General features: G+C 44.1%; 13 protein-coding genes. 4 read left to right on the top strand and 9 right to left on the bottom strand.

Annotated features, from left to right (window positions below):
* Window positions 1-402: 402 nt before the first annotated feature.
* The 4 genes from rimP to HHA42_RS01475 are packed head-to-tail and all read left to right on the top strand — an operon-like array spanning window position 403 to window position 5,585.
* Window positions 403-927: a ribosome maturation factor RimP gene (rimP, locus tag HHA42_RS01460; protein WP_168460415.1), complete on the top strand. Its 525-nt coding sequence runs from the start codon at window positions 403-405 to the stop codon at window positions 925-927.
* A 35-nt stretch (window positions 928-962) separates the two neighbouring features.
* Window positions 963-2,447 carry a transcription termination factor NusA gene (nusA, locus tag HHA42_RS01465; RefSeq protein ID WP_168417579.1) on the top strand — a complete coding sequence of 495 codons (1,485 nt, stop codon included), beginning with the start codon at window positions 963-965 and terminating at the stop codon, window positions 2,445-2,447.
* A gap of 10 nt (window positions 2,448-2,457) precedes the next feature.
* Window positions 2,458-5,181, top strand: coding sequence for a translation initiation factor IF-2 (gene infB, locus HHA42_RS01470; RefSeq protein ID WP_168417578.1), 2,724 nt, complete (start codon window positions 2,458-2,460; stop codon window positions 5,179-5,181).
* Window positions 5,181-5,585 carry a ribosome-binding factor A gene (locus tag HHA42_RS01475; protein ID WP_168417577.1) on the top strand — a complete coding sequence of 135 codons (405 nt, stop codon included), beginning with the start codon at window positions 5,181-5,183 and terminating at the stop codon, window positions 5,583-5,585. Before infB ends, HHA42_RS01475 begins: the two co-directional genes overlap by 1 nt.
* A 77-nt stretch (window positions 5,586-5,662) precedes the next feature.
* Here the strand turns inward: HHA42_RS01475 and HHA42_RS01480 are convergent, their stop codons facing one another.
* The 9 genes from HHA42_RS01480 to hisIE form a co-directional block, all read right to left on the bottom strand.
* On the bottom strand, window positions 5,663-6,061 hold the full coding sequence (locus tag HHA42_RS01480) for a Na+/H+ antiporter subunit G (RefSeq protein ID WP_168417576.1): 399 nt from the start codon (window positions 6,059-6,061) through the stop codon (window positions 5,663-5,665).
* An 11-nt stretch (window positions 6,062-6,072) separates the two neighbouring features.
* Window positions 6,073-6,348: a monovalent cation/H+ antiporter subunit F gene (locus tag HHA42_RS01485; protein ID WP_104852958.1), complete on the bottom strand. Its 276-nt coding sequence runs from the start codon at window positions 6,346-6,348 to the stop codon at window positions 6,073-6,075.
* Window positions 6,345-6,878 carry a Na+/H+ antiporter subunit E gene (locus HHA42_RS01490; RefSeq protein WP_168525195.1) on the bottom strand — a complete coding sequence of 178 codons (534 nt, stop codon included), beginning with the start codon at window positions 6,876-6,878 and terminating at the stop codon, window positions 6,345-6,347. The genes HHA42_RS01485 and HHA42_RS01490 overlap by 4 nt, the downstream gene beginning before the upstream one ends.
* 2 nt (window positions 6,879-6,880) lie before the next feature.
* Window positions 6,881-8,689 (bottom strand): monovalent cation/H+ antiporter subunit D, encoded by a 1,809-nt coding sequence (locus HHA42_RS01495; protein ID WP_168525197.1) that lies wholly within the window; start codon window positions 8,687-8,689, stop codon window positions 6,881-6,883.
* Entirely contained in the window at window positions 8,689-9,054 is a 366-nt protein-coding gene (locus HHA42_RS01500; RefSeq protein ID WP_168417573.1) for a Na+/H+ antiporter subunit C, read from the bottom strand. Before HHA42_RS01500 ends, HHA42_RS01495 begins: the two co-directional genes overlap by 1 nt.
* Before the next feature lie 4 nt (window positions 9,055-9,058).
* Entirely contained in the window at window positions 9,059-11,896 is a 2,838-nt protein-coding gene (locus HHA42_RS01505; protein WP_168525199.1) for a monovalent cation/H+ antiporter subunit A, read from the bottom strand.
* 663 nt (window positions 11,897-12,559) lie between these two features.
* Window positions 12,560-13,933, bottom strand: a complete 1,374-nt coding sequence (locus HHA42_RS01510) for an AAA family ATPase (protein ID WP_168525201.1) — start codon at window positions 13,931-13,933, stop codon at window positions 12,560-12,562.
* A gap of 16 nt (window positions 13,934-13,949) precedes the next feature.
* A complete protein-coding gene (locus tag HHA42_RS01515) occupies window positions 13,950-15,452 on the bottom strand; it encodes a UvrD-helicase domain-containing protein (protein ID WP_168460411.1) in 1,503 nt (500 codons plus the stop codon).
* Window positions 15,453-15,478: 26 nt separating this feature from the next.
* On the bottom strand, window positions 15,479-16,261 hold the full coding sequence (gene hisIE / locus HHA42_RS01520) for a bifunctional phosphoribosyl-AMP cyclohydrolase/phosphoribosyl-ATP diphosphatase HisIE (RefSeq protein ID WP_168525203.1): 783 nt from the start codon (window positions 16,259-16,261) through the stop codon (window positions 15,479-15,481).
* Window positions 16,262-16,358 lie beyond the last annotated feature (97 nt).

Below are 16,358 nucleotides of genomic sequence, written 5' to 3' on the forward strand. Positions count from 1 at the left end.
GATGGAGCAGTCTGGTAGCTCGTCGGGCTCATAACCCGAAGGTCGTTGGTTCAAATCCAGCTCCCGCTACCATTTTTGAAAGTATGGTAACGCTGTTTATTGATAAGTCGCTACTCAAGCATGACTTTAAATTACTAGCGAAGATACTTGGTTCAGACCCAGTTTTCATTACCAAATTTCTTAAGAGGCTCACAACAAGGTGGGCCTTTTTGCACAGTGGACATTGGTTTTGCTGTGTAAGAATAGGGGCGATTACGCCCTTTTTTATTGGCTATCGTGTAGTGTCGATACAAGCCGTGCGCGGCCTAAAGTCAAAGTGTCATGTTTCACTACTACTATAGTTTGTATGAATGTGTAGTGGTCAAATAAGACCATTGAACCGCAGCAGAATGACGAGAGTAAATGAAGCTATCAAATAAAACTCAAGCACTTCAGGACTTAATTGCGCCAGCAGTGCAAGCATGTGATGTGGATCTTTGGGGAATCGAATTTATTCCACAAGGTAAGCGTTCTTTATTGCGTATTTATATCGACAAAGCGGTCGATGAAAATGCTGAACCTGTCTTAAATGAAGATGGTGAGTTAGAGCAAGGCCGTGGTATTGGTGTGCAAGACTGCGTGCGTGTGACTCAGCAAGTCGGCGCAATGTTGGATGTGCATGATCCAATTTCAGGTGAATATGCACTTGAAGTGTCCTCTCCTGGTTGGGATCGTCCGTTTTTTCAACTTGAGCAGTTGCCTGCTTATATTGGGCAAACTGTCGCGTTACGTTTGATCAGTGCTGTAGATAACCGTCGTAAATTTCAAGCGAAATTGGTTGCGGTAGATCTAGAAAATGAAACCATTCAGGTTGAAGTTGAAAAGCAGCAAGTATTGGAGATTGACAGTCACAATATTGATAAAGCAAACCTGATCTACCAAGATTAATCAAATTAATAAGAATCTGAACGAATAGGTGACTTATGGCACGTGAAATTCTTACCGTCGTTGAAACGGTTAGTAACGAAAAAGGTGTAAGTCGTGAGGCAATTTTTGAGGCGCTTGAACAGGCTCTTGTTGCTGCGACGAAAAAGAAATTCTACGAAGGCACAAACTCAGAAGAAGCACGTTTGCGTGTGGAAATTGATCGTAAAACAGGTGACTACCGCACTTTCCGTCAATGGGAAGTTGTGGCAGATGAAGATCATGAAATGCCTGCATGCCAAGATGCGATTTCTGATCTAGACCCTGCACAATGGTCAATTGGCGATATTCGCGAACTTGAAGTTGAGTCGATTGACTTCGGTCGTATTGCAGCACAAATCGCTAAACAAGTGATTGTGCAAAAAATTCGTGAAGCAGAACGCGCATTGGTTGCAGATGCTTATGAAGCCAAAGTAGGCGAGCTGATTTACGGTGAAGTGAAAAAGCAAACTAAAGATGGTTTTATTATTGATTTAGGCGATAACGCAGAAGCGTATTTGGCACGTGAAGAAATGATTGCCAAAGAAATTTTGCGTCCTAAGCAACGTGTGAATGCAATTTTGTACAACGTAAACCGTGAAGGTCGTGGTGCACAATTATTGTTGTCACGTGCTAAGCCTGAAATGCTGATTGCTTTGATGAAGAAAGAAATTCCAGAAATTTCTGAAGAAATCATCGAAATTAAAGCAGCAGCGCGTCAGCCGGGTGTACGTGCAAAAATTGCCGTAAAAACCAACGACCATCGTATTGACCCTGTAGGTGCATGTATTGGTATGCGTGGTACACGTATCCAAGCAGTACAACAAGAGTTGAATGGTGAGCGTATTGACGTCGTGGTATGGTCTGATGATCCAGCTCAATATATTGCCAGCGCTTTAGAGCCTGCCGATGTATCGGGTATTGTGATTGATGAAGAAGAACGTACTGCAGACATTATTTTTGCAACCAGTGATCAGTTGGCACGTGCAATTGGTTCACAAGGTCAAAACGTACGTTTAGCGTCTGAACTTACAGGTTATAAGCTGAATATGATGCTTGAAGAAGAGTATCACGCACGTCAGCAAAACGAAGCACAACAGTACTTAGATTTATTTGTTTCACGTTTAGACATTGCTGAAGACTTGGCAATGGCTTTGGTTGAAATGGGCTTCACTTCATTAGAAGAAATTGCGTATGTTCCTGCGGAAACATTTGACGAAATTGATTTAGATGAAGAAATCGTTGAAATGCTACAAAGCCGTGCCAAAGAAGTGGCATTGGCAGATGCATTGCAACAGCAAGAAAATATTCAAGATCCGAGTGACGAACTTCTGGCAATGGAAGGCATGACACAAGAGATCGCTTATGCGCTTGCCGCTCGTGGTGTCATCACAGTTGATGATTTAGCTGACCAAGCAACTGACGATATCGAAGATATTGAAGGTTTAGGTTCAGATAAAGCGGGTCAATTGATTATGAAAGCGCGCGAATCATGGTTTAACTAGGAGGTAATGTATGACGGACAAGTCGATTAAAGAGTTAGCGCTCAGTGTAGGTCGTCCAGTTGAGAAGCTCCTGGAACAGGTTCGTGACGCAGGTTTACCACAGCGTAAGGCTGACGATATTATTTCCACTGAACAACAAAATACCCTAGTGAACCACTTGAAAAAGGTTCACGGTCAAGAGGGTAATGCAGGACAAATCACGTTGAAACGTAAAACCACCAGTACGGCTAAAGTGGCAAGTACTTCGGGCAAGGCGAAAACGATTAATGTAGAAGTTCGTAAGAAACATACATTTGTAAAGCCAGACCCTGAACAAATTAAAGCGGAAGCACTGGCAAAAGCACAGGCTGAAGCAGCTGAAAAAGCTCGTGCGGAACAGCAATCACAAGCGACTGCAAAAGTACAAGCAAAAGCTGATGCGCCGCAAGCAGGTGCAGCAAAAGCAAAACAAGCTTTAGATGCAATGCGTGCAGCAGCAAAACAAGAAACAGCGAAGCAAGAAGTGGCTAAAGCTGCGGTTGTGGTAAAACGTAAGTCAACCAACAAGCCAATTGTGAAGCAAGCGGTGAAGGTGACTGAAACACCTGAACAGAAGAAAGCGCGTGAAGCACAAGCGGCACAGTTGAAAGCGACTGAAGAAGCAGCACGTCGTAAGGCAGCTGAAGAAGCGCAGCAACGTACGCTTGAACAAATGCGTCAGATGGCATCTAAATATTCAAATGAAGATGCTACTGCAACTATTCGCGTGGTAGATGATTCTCCATTGGCCGCTGGTTTGGTTGGTCAAGCGTATGAAGATTCATTCGCGAAAGAAGACCGCGAAATCAAACGTGGTACCAATACTACCAATACACGTTCACCGAAAAAAGGTGGTCGTCGTGGTCAAGAAGAGCAATCGTTTAGCCAAAACCCGCATAAACGTGGTTTAAAAACTAGTCAAGCGAATAAGCACGGCTTTGAAAAACCAGTTAAAAAACAAGTTTATGATGTTGAAATTGGTGCAACCATTGTTGTCGCTGATCTTGCAGCAAAAATGGCCATTAAGGTGCGTGAAGTAATTAAGTCACTTATGAAAATGGGTGAACTTGTAACGCAAAACCAAGCGATTGAGCAGGAAGTCGCGGCACTTGTAGTTGAAGAAATGGGCCATAACCCAGTATTGGTTTCAGATACTCAAGCCGAAGATAACTTACTTGAAGCAGCAGAAGAGGCACGTGGTGTTCAAACGACTCGTCCACCTGTTGTAACAATTATGGGTCACGTTGACCATGGTAAGACATCGCTACTTGACCGTATTCGTCGTGCCAAAGTGGCAGCAGGCGAAGCCGGCGGTATTACCCAGCATATTGGTGCTTACCACGTACAAACAGACAAAGGTATTATTACCTTCTTAGATACACCAGGACACGCAGCATTTACAGCGATGCGTTCACGTGGTGCGAAAGCAACTGACATCGTGGTATTGGTTGTTGCAGCTGATGATGGTGTAATGCCACAAACAGCAGAAGCGATTGATCATGCACGCGCAGCAGGTACGCCAATTATTGTGGCCATTAACAAAATGGACAAAGAGTCGGCTGATCCAGATCGCGTATTGAATGAATTGACTACCAAAGAAATCGTACCTGAGCAATGGGGCGGTGATGTACCAGTTGCCATGGTTTCTGCGCATTCAGGTCAAGGGATTGATGAACTTCTTGACTTAATTTCAATTCAAGCAGAAATGATGGAATTGAAAGCATCTGAAGAAGGTGCAGCGCAAGGTGTGGTAATTGAAGCACGTGTAGACAAAGGTCGTGGTGCAGTAACTTCTATTCTGGTACAAAACGGTACCTTGAATGTAGGTGACTTAGTACTTGCAGGTTCATCTTATGGCCGTGTACGTGCCATGACGGATGAAAATGGTAAGCGTATTAAATCTGCAGGTCCTTCAATTCCAGTCGAAATTTTAGGTCTACCTGAAGCGCCAATGGCGGGTGACGAAGTTCTTGTTGTGAATGACGAGAAGAAAGCCCGTGAAGTTGCAGATGCACGTATGGATCGTGAGCGTCAAAAACGTCTTGAACGTCAAAGCGCAATGCGTCTTGAAAACATCATGGCATCAATGGGCAAAAAAGACGTACCATTTGTCAATGTGGTATTGAAAACAGATGTACGTGGTACTTTAGAAGCCTTGATCGTAGCGTTAGGCGAATTGTCTACCGATGAAGTACGTGTTCGTGTGATTGGTTCAGGTGTAGGGGCAATCACTGAATCTGACGTGACATTGGCAGAATCTTCTGAAGCGGTATTACTTGGCTTTAACGTACGTGCGGACAATACTGCACGTCAAAAAGCAGATGCAGATGGTATCGACATTCGTTACTACTCAATCATCTATCAATTAATTGATGATGTGAAAGATGCGATGAGCGGTAAGCTTGCACCAGAACACCGTGAAACGATTCTGGGTGTTGCTGAAGTACGTGAAGTGTTCCACTCAAGTAAATTCGGTGCAGCAGCAGGTTGTATGGTACTGGAAGGCGTACTTCACCGTAACAAACCGATTCGCGTTTTACGTGATGACGTGGTGGTATTCCAAGGTGAGCTTGAATCACTTCGTCGCTATAAAGACGTGGTGGAAGAAGTTCGCGCTGGTATGGAATGTGGTCTTGCAGTTAAAGGCTATAAAGACATCAAAGCACTCGACAAGATTGAAGTGTACGATGTTCAATTGATCAAACGGAGTCTTTAATGGCGGGTAGTCAACGTCTGAAGCGTATGGCCGATTCAGTACAGCGTGAGCTGTCTGAATTGATTCGCCAAGAGCTGAAAGATCCACGCTTAGGTGGTCTGGTGACCATCTCTGCGGTGAAGGTGAGCCCAGACTTAGGATATGCCGAAGTGTACGTAACCGTAATGGGACGTGAATTAGGCGATGAGCAAAGCGAAGCGGCAAACAAAGAAACATTAGATGTATTAAACAAGGCATCAGGTTTCTTGCGCCATGAGCTGAGCCGTCGTATTAAAACACGCATTACCCCGCGTTTGCGTTTCCACTACGACAAAACCAATGCTTATGGTAACTATATGTTTGGTTTAATTGCAGAAGCAGTCAAAGATTTGCCGCCTGCAGAACCTAAGCAAGATGATGAATAATCGAATCGAGAAATTCTAAATAAAATGCCACCTTAGGGTGGCATTTTTTATGGTTAGAAAATAATGAAAGTTCAGTATTACATTAAATCATCATTAGACTTTTTTTCATAACGACGCAAGTTGCGACGTTGACGCTGCCATGGCAACGGACGCTCTAAGGTTTCAGGTACATTACCACTCATTGAACGTAAGCGTAAATGCAGTGCCGCTTGCGCCATTAAATTGGCTGAAACAGGCGCAGTAATAAACGCAAACAAGGTAATCAATACTTCAGCAAAACCAAAGCGACCTTCAAATGCTGCATAAATAATTGCAGCAATTAAAAAGCTCCCTAATCCTAAAGTACTTGACTTGGTTGGTGCATGTAAGCGCATGAATAAGTCAGGCAGACGCACCATACCAATGCCGCCAACCAGCATAAAAAACGCCCCAATAATTAAAAAGAATGACACCGAAATTTCCATGAGTAATTGCATGTGTAGTCTCCTTAATCAATCACGTGGCCACTGGTAAAGTAGCGCGCTAGAGCAGCTGTTGATACAAAGCCCAACATCGCCACCAATAAAGCACCTTCAAATAATGAGGTACTGCTCCAATAAATGCCCAATACCACCACCAAGCAGGTTGCGTTTAAAAATAAGGTATCTAAAGCCAACAGGCGGTCTACTATTGAAGGGCCAAGAATCAGGCGGAACAAGCACATTAACATTGAGATGGTGATCGCAATCATACAAATCCCAAGGGCATAGGGTAGGATGCTCATACCTTCTCTCCTGTTTGTGCACCAAAAATTTCAATTAATGGCTTTTCATAACGGTTTTTAATGTCCTGAATATCCACGTTTTCATCTTCAGTGCTCAGGGCATGTACCAAAATATCACCACGATCTTGATCGATACCTGCGGTAACAGTACCAGGAGTCGTGGTGATGATCATTGCCAGAATACTGTTGACTTGCTCATGTTGCGTTTCCAATGGAACACGGAACCATTTTGGCTGCATTCGGTCTGTCGGGCCAAGTACCAGTTTTGCGACACGTACATTGGAAATAATAATGTCCCAGAGCACCACAAAAAATAGGTGAATGGCTGCAGTCCATTTGATATCGGGCGTGCGAGCAATAAAAGGCTGAATCAATTTTGGAATTAGTAAAGCTAAAACCAAAGCCATCAACAAATTGCCTGCAGAGATACTATGCGCCAACATTAGCCAGCTCAGTGCGACCAACACTGAAACAAAGGGGTGGGGGAGCAACCTGTCCCAAAACGAAGTTTTTTGTCTCGTTTTTTGCATGTTTAAGGCTCCGCAGGTTTGAGTTGAGTATCGCTAGGTTGCTGTGCTTCCTGTCGATTTTGCTGTTGAATCTGACGTTGCTTATAGTCAGAAATATGTTCACCTTCCAAAGTGTTCGGGTGAATCACGTATGGAATTAAGTGTGCATTAGCATCCAGACTTTCTCCACCATATTTGGTTTCAGGTAAATATAGCGGGTCATAAGGCTGTACGCTAATCACATTACCCGCACGGTCTTTTTTCAAAATAATGGCTTCATAGGCCGCATTATTCTGAATTTGCTGGGCTGTACTGGCCATATAGTGCTGAATTGGGCTGGCAAATACTACATACAGCATCAAGCCTGCCAATAAAAAGTAAATCACACGGTCATTACGTGGTGGTGCAATAGCAGGCAGTGCTTGGTACTCATGGTAAGCTTCAGCTTGAATGTCATCTTCAGGTTTGGTTGCACGCCAGAACAGAATAAAACCAACACGAGTAAAGGCAATAATACTCAGCAAACTGACCAATAAAATGATGCCAATAATCCAGCCTTGATAAGGGACATTGGCCGTGGCTTGTAAGATAAAGACTTTACCCAAAAAGCCGCTAAACGGTGGTAAGCCTGCCATCATTAAAGCAATGATAAAGTATGCTAATGCAACCACTTTATGCTGTTTCATTTGTGGTGCGATGGTGAAATGATCTTTGAATTGTCCACGTTGTGAAGTAATCCAACCGCAGAGCAGATAGAACGCAGCAGCAATGAGCGTACTGTGTACCAAATAATACAGTGCGGCAGACCAAGCCTGCGTGTTCATCATGGAAATGGCAATCAAAATGGTGCCAATTGAAGACAGCACCATAAAACCAACAAAACGGCGCAGACGTTCTGCACCAATGGCGCCAATGACCCCATAGAGAGAGGTAATGAGACCAATTGGCAGCAGCCAGTTTTGTAGAATTTTATGGCTGAGCGCATCATCAAATACAGTACCGTTGACCCGTAAAATCGCATAAACACCGACTTTGGTCATGATGGTGAACAAAGCTGCTACAGGGGTCGTAGCCACGGCATAGGTTTTAGGTAACCAGAAACCTACAGGCAACATGGCGGCTTTAATACCAAACACTACAAATAACAGTAACCCACCTGCAACGGCAATTTTGTGAGCATCGGCATCTAACAGCGGGATGAGACGAGCAACATCAGCCATATTCAGGCTGCCCACACTGCCGTAAATCATGCCTAAACCAATCAGGAATAGGGCAGATGCCAGCAGGTTGATGGTGACGTAGTGAATCCCGAGCTGAAAACGTGCTTTACCTTGTCCGTGTAATAACAGGACATAAGAGGCTAGCAATAACACTTCAAAGAAAACGAACAGGTTGAATAAGTCACCTGTGAGGAAGGCACCACAGAGGCCCATGAGCAGGAAATGCACCATGGTGTGGAAATAGCGACCACGTTCATCCCATTTTTTGCTGGAGAACCACAGCAATGGCAAGGCTAGGGCATACGTCAGGACTAGCATTAAAGCCGACAATTGATCCAGCACTAAAATAATGCCAAACGGTGCTGCCCATTCACTCAAATTATAAATAATAATTTGTCCGCTACTGACTTGAATCAGGTAGCTGATGGCAGTGATTAAACCAAGTGTAGCCGAAAGATAGCTGATACCACGACGCCACGGCTGACGCCAGTCACGTGCGAGTGAACCAAACCCCGGGTTACCCAACAGCACTAAAATAAATGCGGTAAAGGTTGGAATTAGAATGCTAAAAATAGGCGAGTGCTGGGTCCAAAATTGGAGGAAATCAGTCATTATGGCTCATCCTCACGTGGATCTAGCAGCGGGTGTTCTTCTTTGGCATCGACATGGTCACTACCGGTTTCATAGCGACTGCGCAGTGCCAATTGCACAATAAAGGCAGTGGTAGCAAAACCAATGACAATGGCTGTTAAAACCAAAGCTTGTGGGAGTGGGTCACTGGTTTTACTGGCTTCGGTCAAAATAGCAGGCGCATTTAATTGAATACGTCCCATACTGAATAAGAAGATATTGACCGCATAGCCAATCATGGCCAAGCCCAGTACCACAGGAAAGGTACGGGCACGTAAAATTAAATAAATACCTGTCGCGACTAACATTCCAATGGCAGACGCAATTAAAATTTCAAGACTAATCATTGCATTACTCCTTTGGAAGTGGGCCAGACATGCCAGAGTGACGTGAGTCGCCCAAGACGGAAATCATCAGCATCACTGCGCCGACCACAGTCAGATAAACCCCAACATCAAACAAGGCCGCAGAAGCCAGATGTAATTCACCAATCAGCGGTGGATTCACATAAATATGTGCACTGGTCAAGAATGGACGTCCCCAGAACCATGCAGCAAGCCCAGTCAGCCCAGCAACACTTAAACCGATGCCAATCCAGATTTCGTATAAACGTCCAGATTTGGCTTTTAGCATTTGTTCGGTTTGATCTTGCCCTAGCGCAATGTATTGGATGATTAAAGCCATAGCGGTAATTAAACCTGCAATAAAGCCGCCACCCGGTAAGTTGTGACCACGCAAGAAAATATACAGACTCACCACCAATGCGATTGGTAAAATCCACGAAGCGGTAATACGCAACATCAATGGAGATGGGTTAAAGCGGTAGGTCAGGCCTTGGGTCATAATGGTGCCGTGTGTACGCATGCCATCCATGAGGCATAGTGTGCCAATTGCGGCAATGCCCAATACGGTAATTTCACCAAAGGTATCGAAACCACGGAAGTCGACCAAAATTACGTTAACCACGTTGGTACCGCCACCCAAAGGAATGGACTGCTGGTTGAAGAACCATGAAATTGAGTTATGGTCACGGGTCATCACCAACCATGCAATCCAGCCAATGCCAATCCCGCCACCAATCGCAATTAAGGCATCTCGCCAGCGACGTGAACTGCTTGACTCATACGGGGTTAATTGTGGGAGTAGGGATAGGCTCATTAACAATAAAACAGTGGTGACGACATCCACCGTGATTTGAGTTTGTGCCAAATCAGGTGCAGAAAGCCCCACAAAAATCATGGTTACGACTAAACCAACCGCACCGCTGATTAAGACAGCCTTGATGCGTTCATGGTGGAACCACAGCATCATCCAACATGCAGAGAACAGCAATAACCACAAGACTATAGCAATCAGTGGCGCATGGGTCAGTTCACGTGTACCTGTGCTTAACCCTTGATTCAACAAAGGTGTGGCGACTATAAACACGGTAAACACAATAATCCACACCAAATAGCTTTGTAGTGAACCATTTTCAGTTTTACGTTTGATTTTGCGTGAAACTTGTAGCAGGTGCTTTAAAAATGATTCAAACAGCAGTTTGCCTTGGAATTGCCCCAAGTGTGGGTCGAGGTCAATTTCACGGATTTTTCCACCTTTGGCGAGCGAGAAATAGAAGATGATCCCGCCTAGCAGAGCAATCGCACTCATTAATAGGGGTACATTAAAACCATGCCAAATGGCTAAATGTGCACCTTCAAAGTTGAGCAGTTGGGTACTGGCACGTGTGGTGCTATTGACTATGTGTTCGACCAATAATGCAGGCAAGATACCGACTAAAATACATAAGATCGCCAAGAGTGTTGCTGGTGCACGCATCCCAAAAGGCGGCTCATGTGCATCTTTATTCGGTACATCTTTACCAATTGGGCCATCAAAGAACACGCCATGTACTAGGCGAATAGAATAGGCGACCGCAAAAATACCCGCTAGTGTGGCAACCAACGCAGAGATGAGCATGACAGGGCCTGACAAATTGGCCAGTAGTTCGGTAAAGAACATTTCTTTGGACAAGAAGCCATTGGTCAGTGGTACACCTGCCATTGAAGCTGCGGTGATCATGGTTAAGGTGGCGGTAAACGGTAGCAATTGCCACAAACCACTGAGTTTGCGTAAATCGCGGGTACCTGATTCGTGGTCAATAATTCCCGCAATCATAAACAGCGCAGCTTTAAAGGTGGCATGGTTAATGATGTGGAAGATTGCTGCTGCCACTGCCAGTGGTGAACCAATGCCGAGCAAACACATGATTAGCCCTAAATGGCTGATGGTGGAGTATGCCAATAAACCTTTTAAGTCTTCTTTGAAAATGGCAAAGAAGGCGGCCATACATAGGGTAAACAAGCCAATAAAAGTGACCAAATTATGATACAGCGCTGCCCCAGCAAAAATTGGCAATAGGCGTGCAATTAAGAAAATCCCTGCTTTGACCATTGTGGCTGAATGCAGATAGGCCGATACGGGTGTCGGTGCAGCCATGGCATTCGGAAGCCAGAAATGGAATGGGAATTGCGCACTTTTGGTAAATGCACCCAATAAAATCAGTAATAATGTCGGTACAAATAAATGATGCTGCTGAATTTGCTCAGTCATCATTAAAATTTGATCAATTTGGTAAGTGCCTGTGATTTGTGCTAACAGCACGAAACCACCGAGCATGGCCAGCCCACCCATGCCAGTAATGGTGAGTGCCATGCGTGAGCCGCGTTGTGCAGCTTCATAATTGCTCCAGTAACCCACCAGCAAGAATGAGGAAATACTGGTCAGTTCCCAAAACGTCAGCAGTAAAATTAGGTTATTGGACAGGGAGATGCCCAGCATGGCAGCCATAAACAGCATGAGCAGCACATACAGCTTACTGAGTGAATTTTGAGGGCTTAAATAATAATACGCATAGATGAAAATGAGCGTACCGATGCCCGTAATTAGCAAAGAAAATAACAGACCTAGAGCGTCTAGACGAAAGCTTAAATCAATCCCTAACTGAGGGAGCCAAGACCATGTTTGAATGATCGTTGCGCCATTAAAGACCGCTTTTGCTTGAGTCAGTAGCAGAATAAGGCTGCTGAGACTGACTCCAATTGCCCCTAAAGCCGTTACCCCGCGCGAAAACTGTTTCAGCCACGAGACAAGGGTTGTGCCTAGTACTAACGGTAACAATATAATAATCGGTAGCACACTCATATCCATTGTCGTGAATAGGTTTGAAACCTAAGGATGAATCTTATCTTTCAAGGATTACAGGACAGCAACATGCCATCCAAAAGACTCAATCTTGAAAGCCAATTGGTCGTGCCAGTGGACACGTTGTCTATTGTTTTGACCAGCATATTGGTTGCAGCATGGGTCAGAAACAGCCTATGCAAAAATCAATTTTGCCTTGCCGCATGACCTTAGACAGCAAAATATGCTCATCTTTCGCTGTATGAAGCAGCGAACTGGGTTGTGCTTGGTTTTGGCTAATGCTGTGCTTAAAAATCTGTTAGATGCATCCGTTCAATAAGAAAATAGTCAGGCTATTTTCTTATTTGATGTCACACCTGCTGCATTTTAGTTTACAGCACTCACCGTGTATGAAAAGGTCGATAGACACGATTCAAAATATAAAAAAGTTGTATTGCGCAACTTAAAAAACTACAGCAAAATCGGATTTTACTATAAAAGTTTAAAATTAATCTGATTTTATTACATGAATAAAACAACATCAATTTTTTCTGCATACAGCGAAGTCATTATATACCCGATGGTACAGACCCAAAGCATCTTGCCCTGAATTTTATTGAAATATTCTGCTTAACCTTAAATTTTGTACAAAATAAATGGTCATGCTCTGCATCAAGCTGGAGTTTTAGCTTAGATTGAGTCAGGTAGCTGATCAGTTGTTGCTTGGCTATCTTCATTTTGCAAACGACGTAGCAGTTCCTGTTTTTGCTCTGGACTGCAATGGTTTTGAATCTGCTGCCAAATTTCACTGGTTATTTGTGCTTCAGTTTTTATTTCTTGTAGCGAGTTATCTTCTGAAACGCTGGTTTCCAGTAAATCTGCATAAATTTGTGCAAACTGTGGCTGTAGGCTTTGCCAATGAATAGTGTTTAATTGTTTGTGTTCCAGTTTTAGGCACTGAAAGCGTTCAGCCTGTTCTAAAAGTTCGCTACGGTTACCTGTGGCAATAATTTGCAAGCGTGGGAAAGCTTGATGCAAACGCATCAAAATTTGTGCAGCATGTGATTGATCCAGTTGATGGTCAATCTGATCAATCAATAAAATGCCGTCACCTTCTGTACACGGATAAAGGCTGTTCGGATTGAGTAGACATAAACGCCGTACAATATCCCCAACTAATGCAATCCAGTTGCGCTGACTGTTCGATAGTTGTTGATACAATAATTCTTTGCCCTGACAACGCACCATGAGTTGTAGCTTTGGCAAATATTGCAGATAAATATCTTCAATTTCAGGCAGTACAATTTGTAAGGCATCTTTGAGTGCTTGCAAACTGGGCGCATGCATGTGTGAGTAAGCATGTAATAGCGACTGATTTAGTGCCTGTGGCAACTCACTTTGCTGTTGCTGATACAACTTGTGTAGCAATTGCGCACTTTGGGCATTTTCAATATCAGAAATTTCCCGTAACCACTCAAAAAAACGGCTAAAGGTGGTGAAAGGAATCGCTGCAATTTCGTAGGCATGCCCAGGCTGTAAAATCAGTGGGTTATTTTTATTGAGTAAATTGACTTCATTTACAAAGCGTTCCGCAGGGTAGTAGGCAATCAGCGGTAAACCTTGCATTGGGTCATGTCGAATAGCATGCTGATAGAGCTGCACCATTTTTTCCAGTTTAGCGGTTTCTACTGTGCTCACCCCAACAGCATTGCTGTTCAGGGTTTTATAGAGTTGCCAGTCACAGTGTTGAGTATTTTCAATTTGTGTGTTGCTTGATTCTGCTAGGCTGCCAATTTCTGCTGGAATCTCCACACACACATCAATTTTTGCTTGTAAGCGCGTTTGCATAATATCTTGATCTTGCATGACCAAACCCGCAGTGCGTAAATCTTTATAACGTGCAGCAAACCAAGTCAGTGCCTGATAACTAAAGCGTAATAGCGAAGTCTTCCCCGCACTTTGGTCTCCTAAAATAAGGGTGATGGGAAGATCGTGATAATTCAGTTCAAGTTTTAAGTCAGCAAAATGGGTGATGTGTCTGAAATGAACCGATGTAATTTTCATAGCGCACCTGCTGCAGTTACCCCACCGCTTTGCGTAACGATGTCGGCATTTTTATTTTCAGTTGTTGTACCAAATCGTAAATATGATGAATATTTAAACTTACTTTAGCACGTGTGCAGGCCACGTACAGTAATCTTAACTCTTCATCACTAATTTTATGTTCTTTGTCATTCAGCTTAAACTGGTAGTCATCTTCAATATGTACCCGATTCCATTCCAGACCTTTGGCTTTATGTGCTGTCGAAATAATATAGTCAGCTTGGTCAATCGGGGTAATTTTAGCCAGTGCCCGTTTGAGTGGGTCGGTTCCGTGATCATCCACTAGTTTTACCAAGGGTTTGATGTCACTGCCATCGTTGGTTTCGCAATATTCATGGACATCATGCCATGAGTTAAACCAAGCCAGTTCAGGCACATCAGTCACACGTTTGCCTTGTTTTAGCATTGCAGCAGCATCAACAAAACGGTTTAAACGCACATGGTCAGCCTGTAAACTGACTTTATCGCCATGCACCAAACCTGCCAGTAACAATTCCATAGCACGGGCATTGGTGCGGCATAAAATTGCATCACGCATTTTGGTGTGTGGCTTGTTCACTACTTTTGAGTGTAGTTGCGGATTACCAAGCAAAGGCACGGTTTCATTCAGTCCGCCTAAAATGGCATTGGCCGTCAGCGCAATTTCTTCACCAAAACGGAAAGATGTGGTCAGGCGTGATTCAGGCAAGGGCAGTTGTTGCATGGCATTGACTGCACCACGCCATGCGTAAATTTGCTGGTGTGCATCGCCCACATAAATTACCTGCGTATTGCGTTGCTTGAGTAAAATACCCAACATGAGCGGGTCAGCATCTTGCGCTTCATCAAACAGGACATAATCGGCAGGAATGTTCGGTTCAGACAAAGCCCAAAGTTTGAGGTAAATATCGTGCCCAATACCAGCCTGATGATTGGGGTCAATCGACTCCAGCCAACGCCGCTCTACCGCAGGGTAAAGATGTTTTTGTAAAGTGTCGATGTCGTCTGGGTGCAACCAACTAGGTGCTTGTAAATGCCGTGGGGCAGGGTATTGTGAACTGGTCGAGCAGAAATAACTGACTGCATTTGCGACCAAGCTTGCTAATCGACTTGGCATCAGCACATATTTTTCATAACGTCCGCCCATCATCCGTCTAAGGGTAATTGGCTCTAAACGGTACTCTTTTGCAATAAAGCTAGGGCTTAAGCGTGGCAGACGTAATTTGTCGGTGACTCCACGTGGAACGCTGCGGTAAGCAAGCGAGTGGAAAGTGCGACAATCGACCTGACGGTGAAATTTACTCTGTGCTTCAGAGGCAATGGCTTTGTTAAAAGCCAAATACATGCCACGCCGCTCAGGCATGGCATCACTGATCATTTGTAAGGTCGTGGTTTTACCTGTGCCTGCATAGGCAATCACTTTAAAGGATTTACCCAGACGTGCGTTGTCTATGGCAGTGGCTTGCTCATAGGTCGGGCTGGGCTTGATAATGACAGACACAGATCAGCGTTGGTTTTAATTAAGCGTTAGTGGCTGCGGTTGGCTTTTTCAACTAAGCCAGATAAGCCTTGACGACGTGCCAATTCATTCAGTACCACTTGCGGCTCAATGTCGAAATAACCCAACATCACAATGCTGTGGAACCATAAATCGGCCACTTCATAAATTAGGTCATTTTTATTGTTGGCATTGGCTTCGGTGTTGAAGTCTTTGGCTGCAATAATCGCTTCTACGGTTTCTTCACCGACTTTTTCCAAAATTTTGTTCAAGCCTTTGTGGTACAGCTTTGCTACATAAGAAGAGTCAGGATTGGCGGTTTTACGCTCGCTCATCATTTGCCCTAAATAGGCCAAAACTTCAACTTGCTCAGCTTGTGCCTTAGACTGACTCATGGCCTGCGTGTGGGCATTGGCGGCTTGTTCACCGTAAATTTGATTTGGGTCTTTCAGTTGTGCATCTACAATTTCCCAGCCGTTGGCTGTGAGTTTGCGATAGAAACAAGATTCACGACCTGTGTGGCAGGCAATGCCGCCATGCTGTTCAATTTGTAGAATGATGACATCGGCATCGCAGTCTAGGCGAATTTCATGCACAGTCTGAAAGTGTCCAGATTCTTCACCTTTGTGCCACAATTTATTGCGTGAACGTGAAAAATATACGGCCTGATTTTTTTCAGCAGTCAGTGCCAATGCTTCACGGTTCATCCATGCCACCATCAACACACGTCCTGTTTGATGATGTTGTGCAATGGCAGGCACTAATCCTTGTTCGTTAAATTTTACTTCATCGAGCCATTGCAAGTTATTCATGAGTTGTTCACCAAAATTAATTTAAATTGTATGGACGCCATTTTCTAAGCGCACGATTTTGCATCGTCCCTATAGTGTACGTGATTCAGGACAATTT

The organism is Acinetobacter sp. A3 (assembly GCF_012371415.1).
GTDB lineage: Bacteria > Pseudomonadota > Gammaproteobacteria > Pseudomonadales > Moraxellaceae > Acinetobacter.

Bases quoted from the DNA above. Each gene is read 5' to 3' on its own strand.
- rimP (WP_168460415.1), top strand. From the start codon at position 403: ATGAAGCTATCAAATAAAACTCAAGCACTTCAGGACTTAATTGCGCCA.
- nusA (WP_168417579.1), top strand. From the start codon at position 963: ATGGCACGTGAAATTCTTACCGTCGTTGAAACGGTTAGTAACGAAAAA.
- infB (WP_168417578.1), top strand. From the start codon at position 2,458: ATGACGGACAAGTCGATTAAAGAGTTAGCGCTCAGTGTAGGTCGTCCA.
- HHA42_RS01475 (WP_168417577.1), top strand. From the start codon at position 5,181: ATGGCGGGTAGTCAACGTCTGAAGCGTATGGCCGATTCAGTACAGCGT.
- HHA42_RS01480 (WP_168417576.1), bottom strand. From the start codon at position 6,061: ATGCAATTACTCATGGAAATTTCGGTGTCATTCTTTTTAATTATTGGG.
- HHA42_RS01485 (WP_104852958.1), bottom strand. From the start codon at position 6,348: ATGAGCATCCTACCCTATGCCCTTGGGATTTGTATGATTGCGATCACC.
- HHA42_RS01490 (WP_168525195.1), bottom strand. From the start codon at position 6,878: ATGCAAAAAACGAGACAAAAAACTTCGTTTTGGGACAGGTTGCTCCCC.
- HHA42_RS01495 (WP_168525197.1), bottom strand. From the start codon at position 8,689: ATGACTGATTTCCTCCAATTTTGGACCCAGCACTCGCCTATTTTTAGC.
- HHA42_RS01500 (WP_168417573.1), bottom strand. From the start codon at position 9,054: ATGATTAGTCTTGAAATTTTAATTGCGTCTGCCATTGGAATGTTAGTC.
- HHA42_RS01505 (WP_168525199.1), bottom strand. From the start codon at position 11,896: ATGGATATGAGTGTGCTACCGATTATTATATTGTTACCGTTAGTACTA.
- HHA42_RS01510 (WP_168525201.1), bottom strand. From the start codon at position 13,933: ATGAAAATTACATCGGTTCATTTCAGACACATCACCCATTTTGCTGAC.
- hisIE (WP_168525203.1), bottom strand. From the start codon at position 16,261: ATGAATAACTTGCAATGGCTCGATGAAGTAAAATTTAACGAACAAGGA.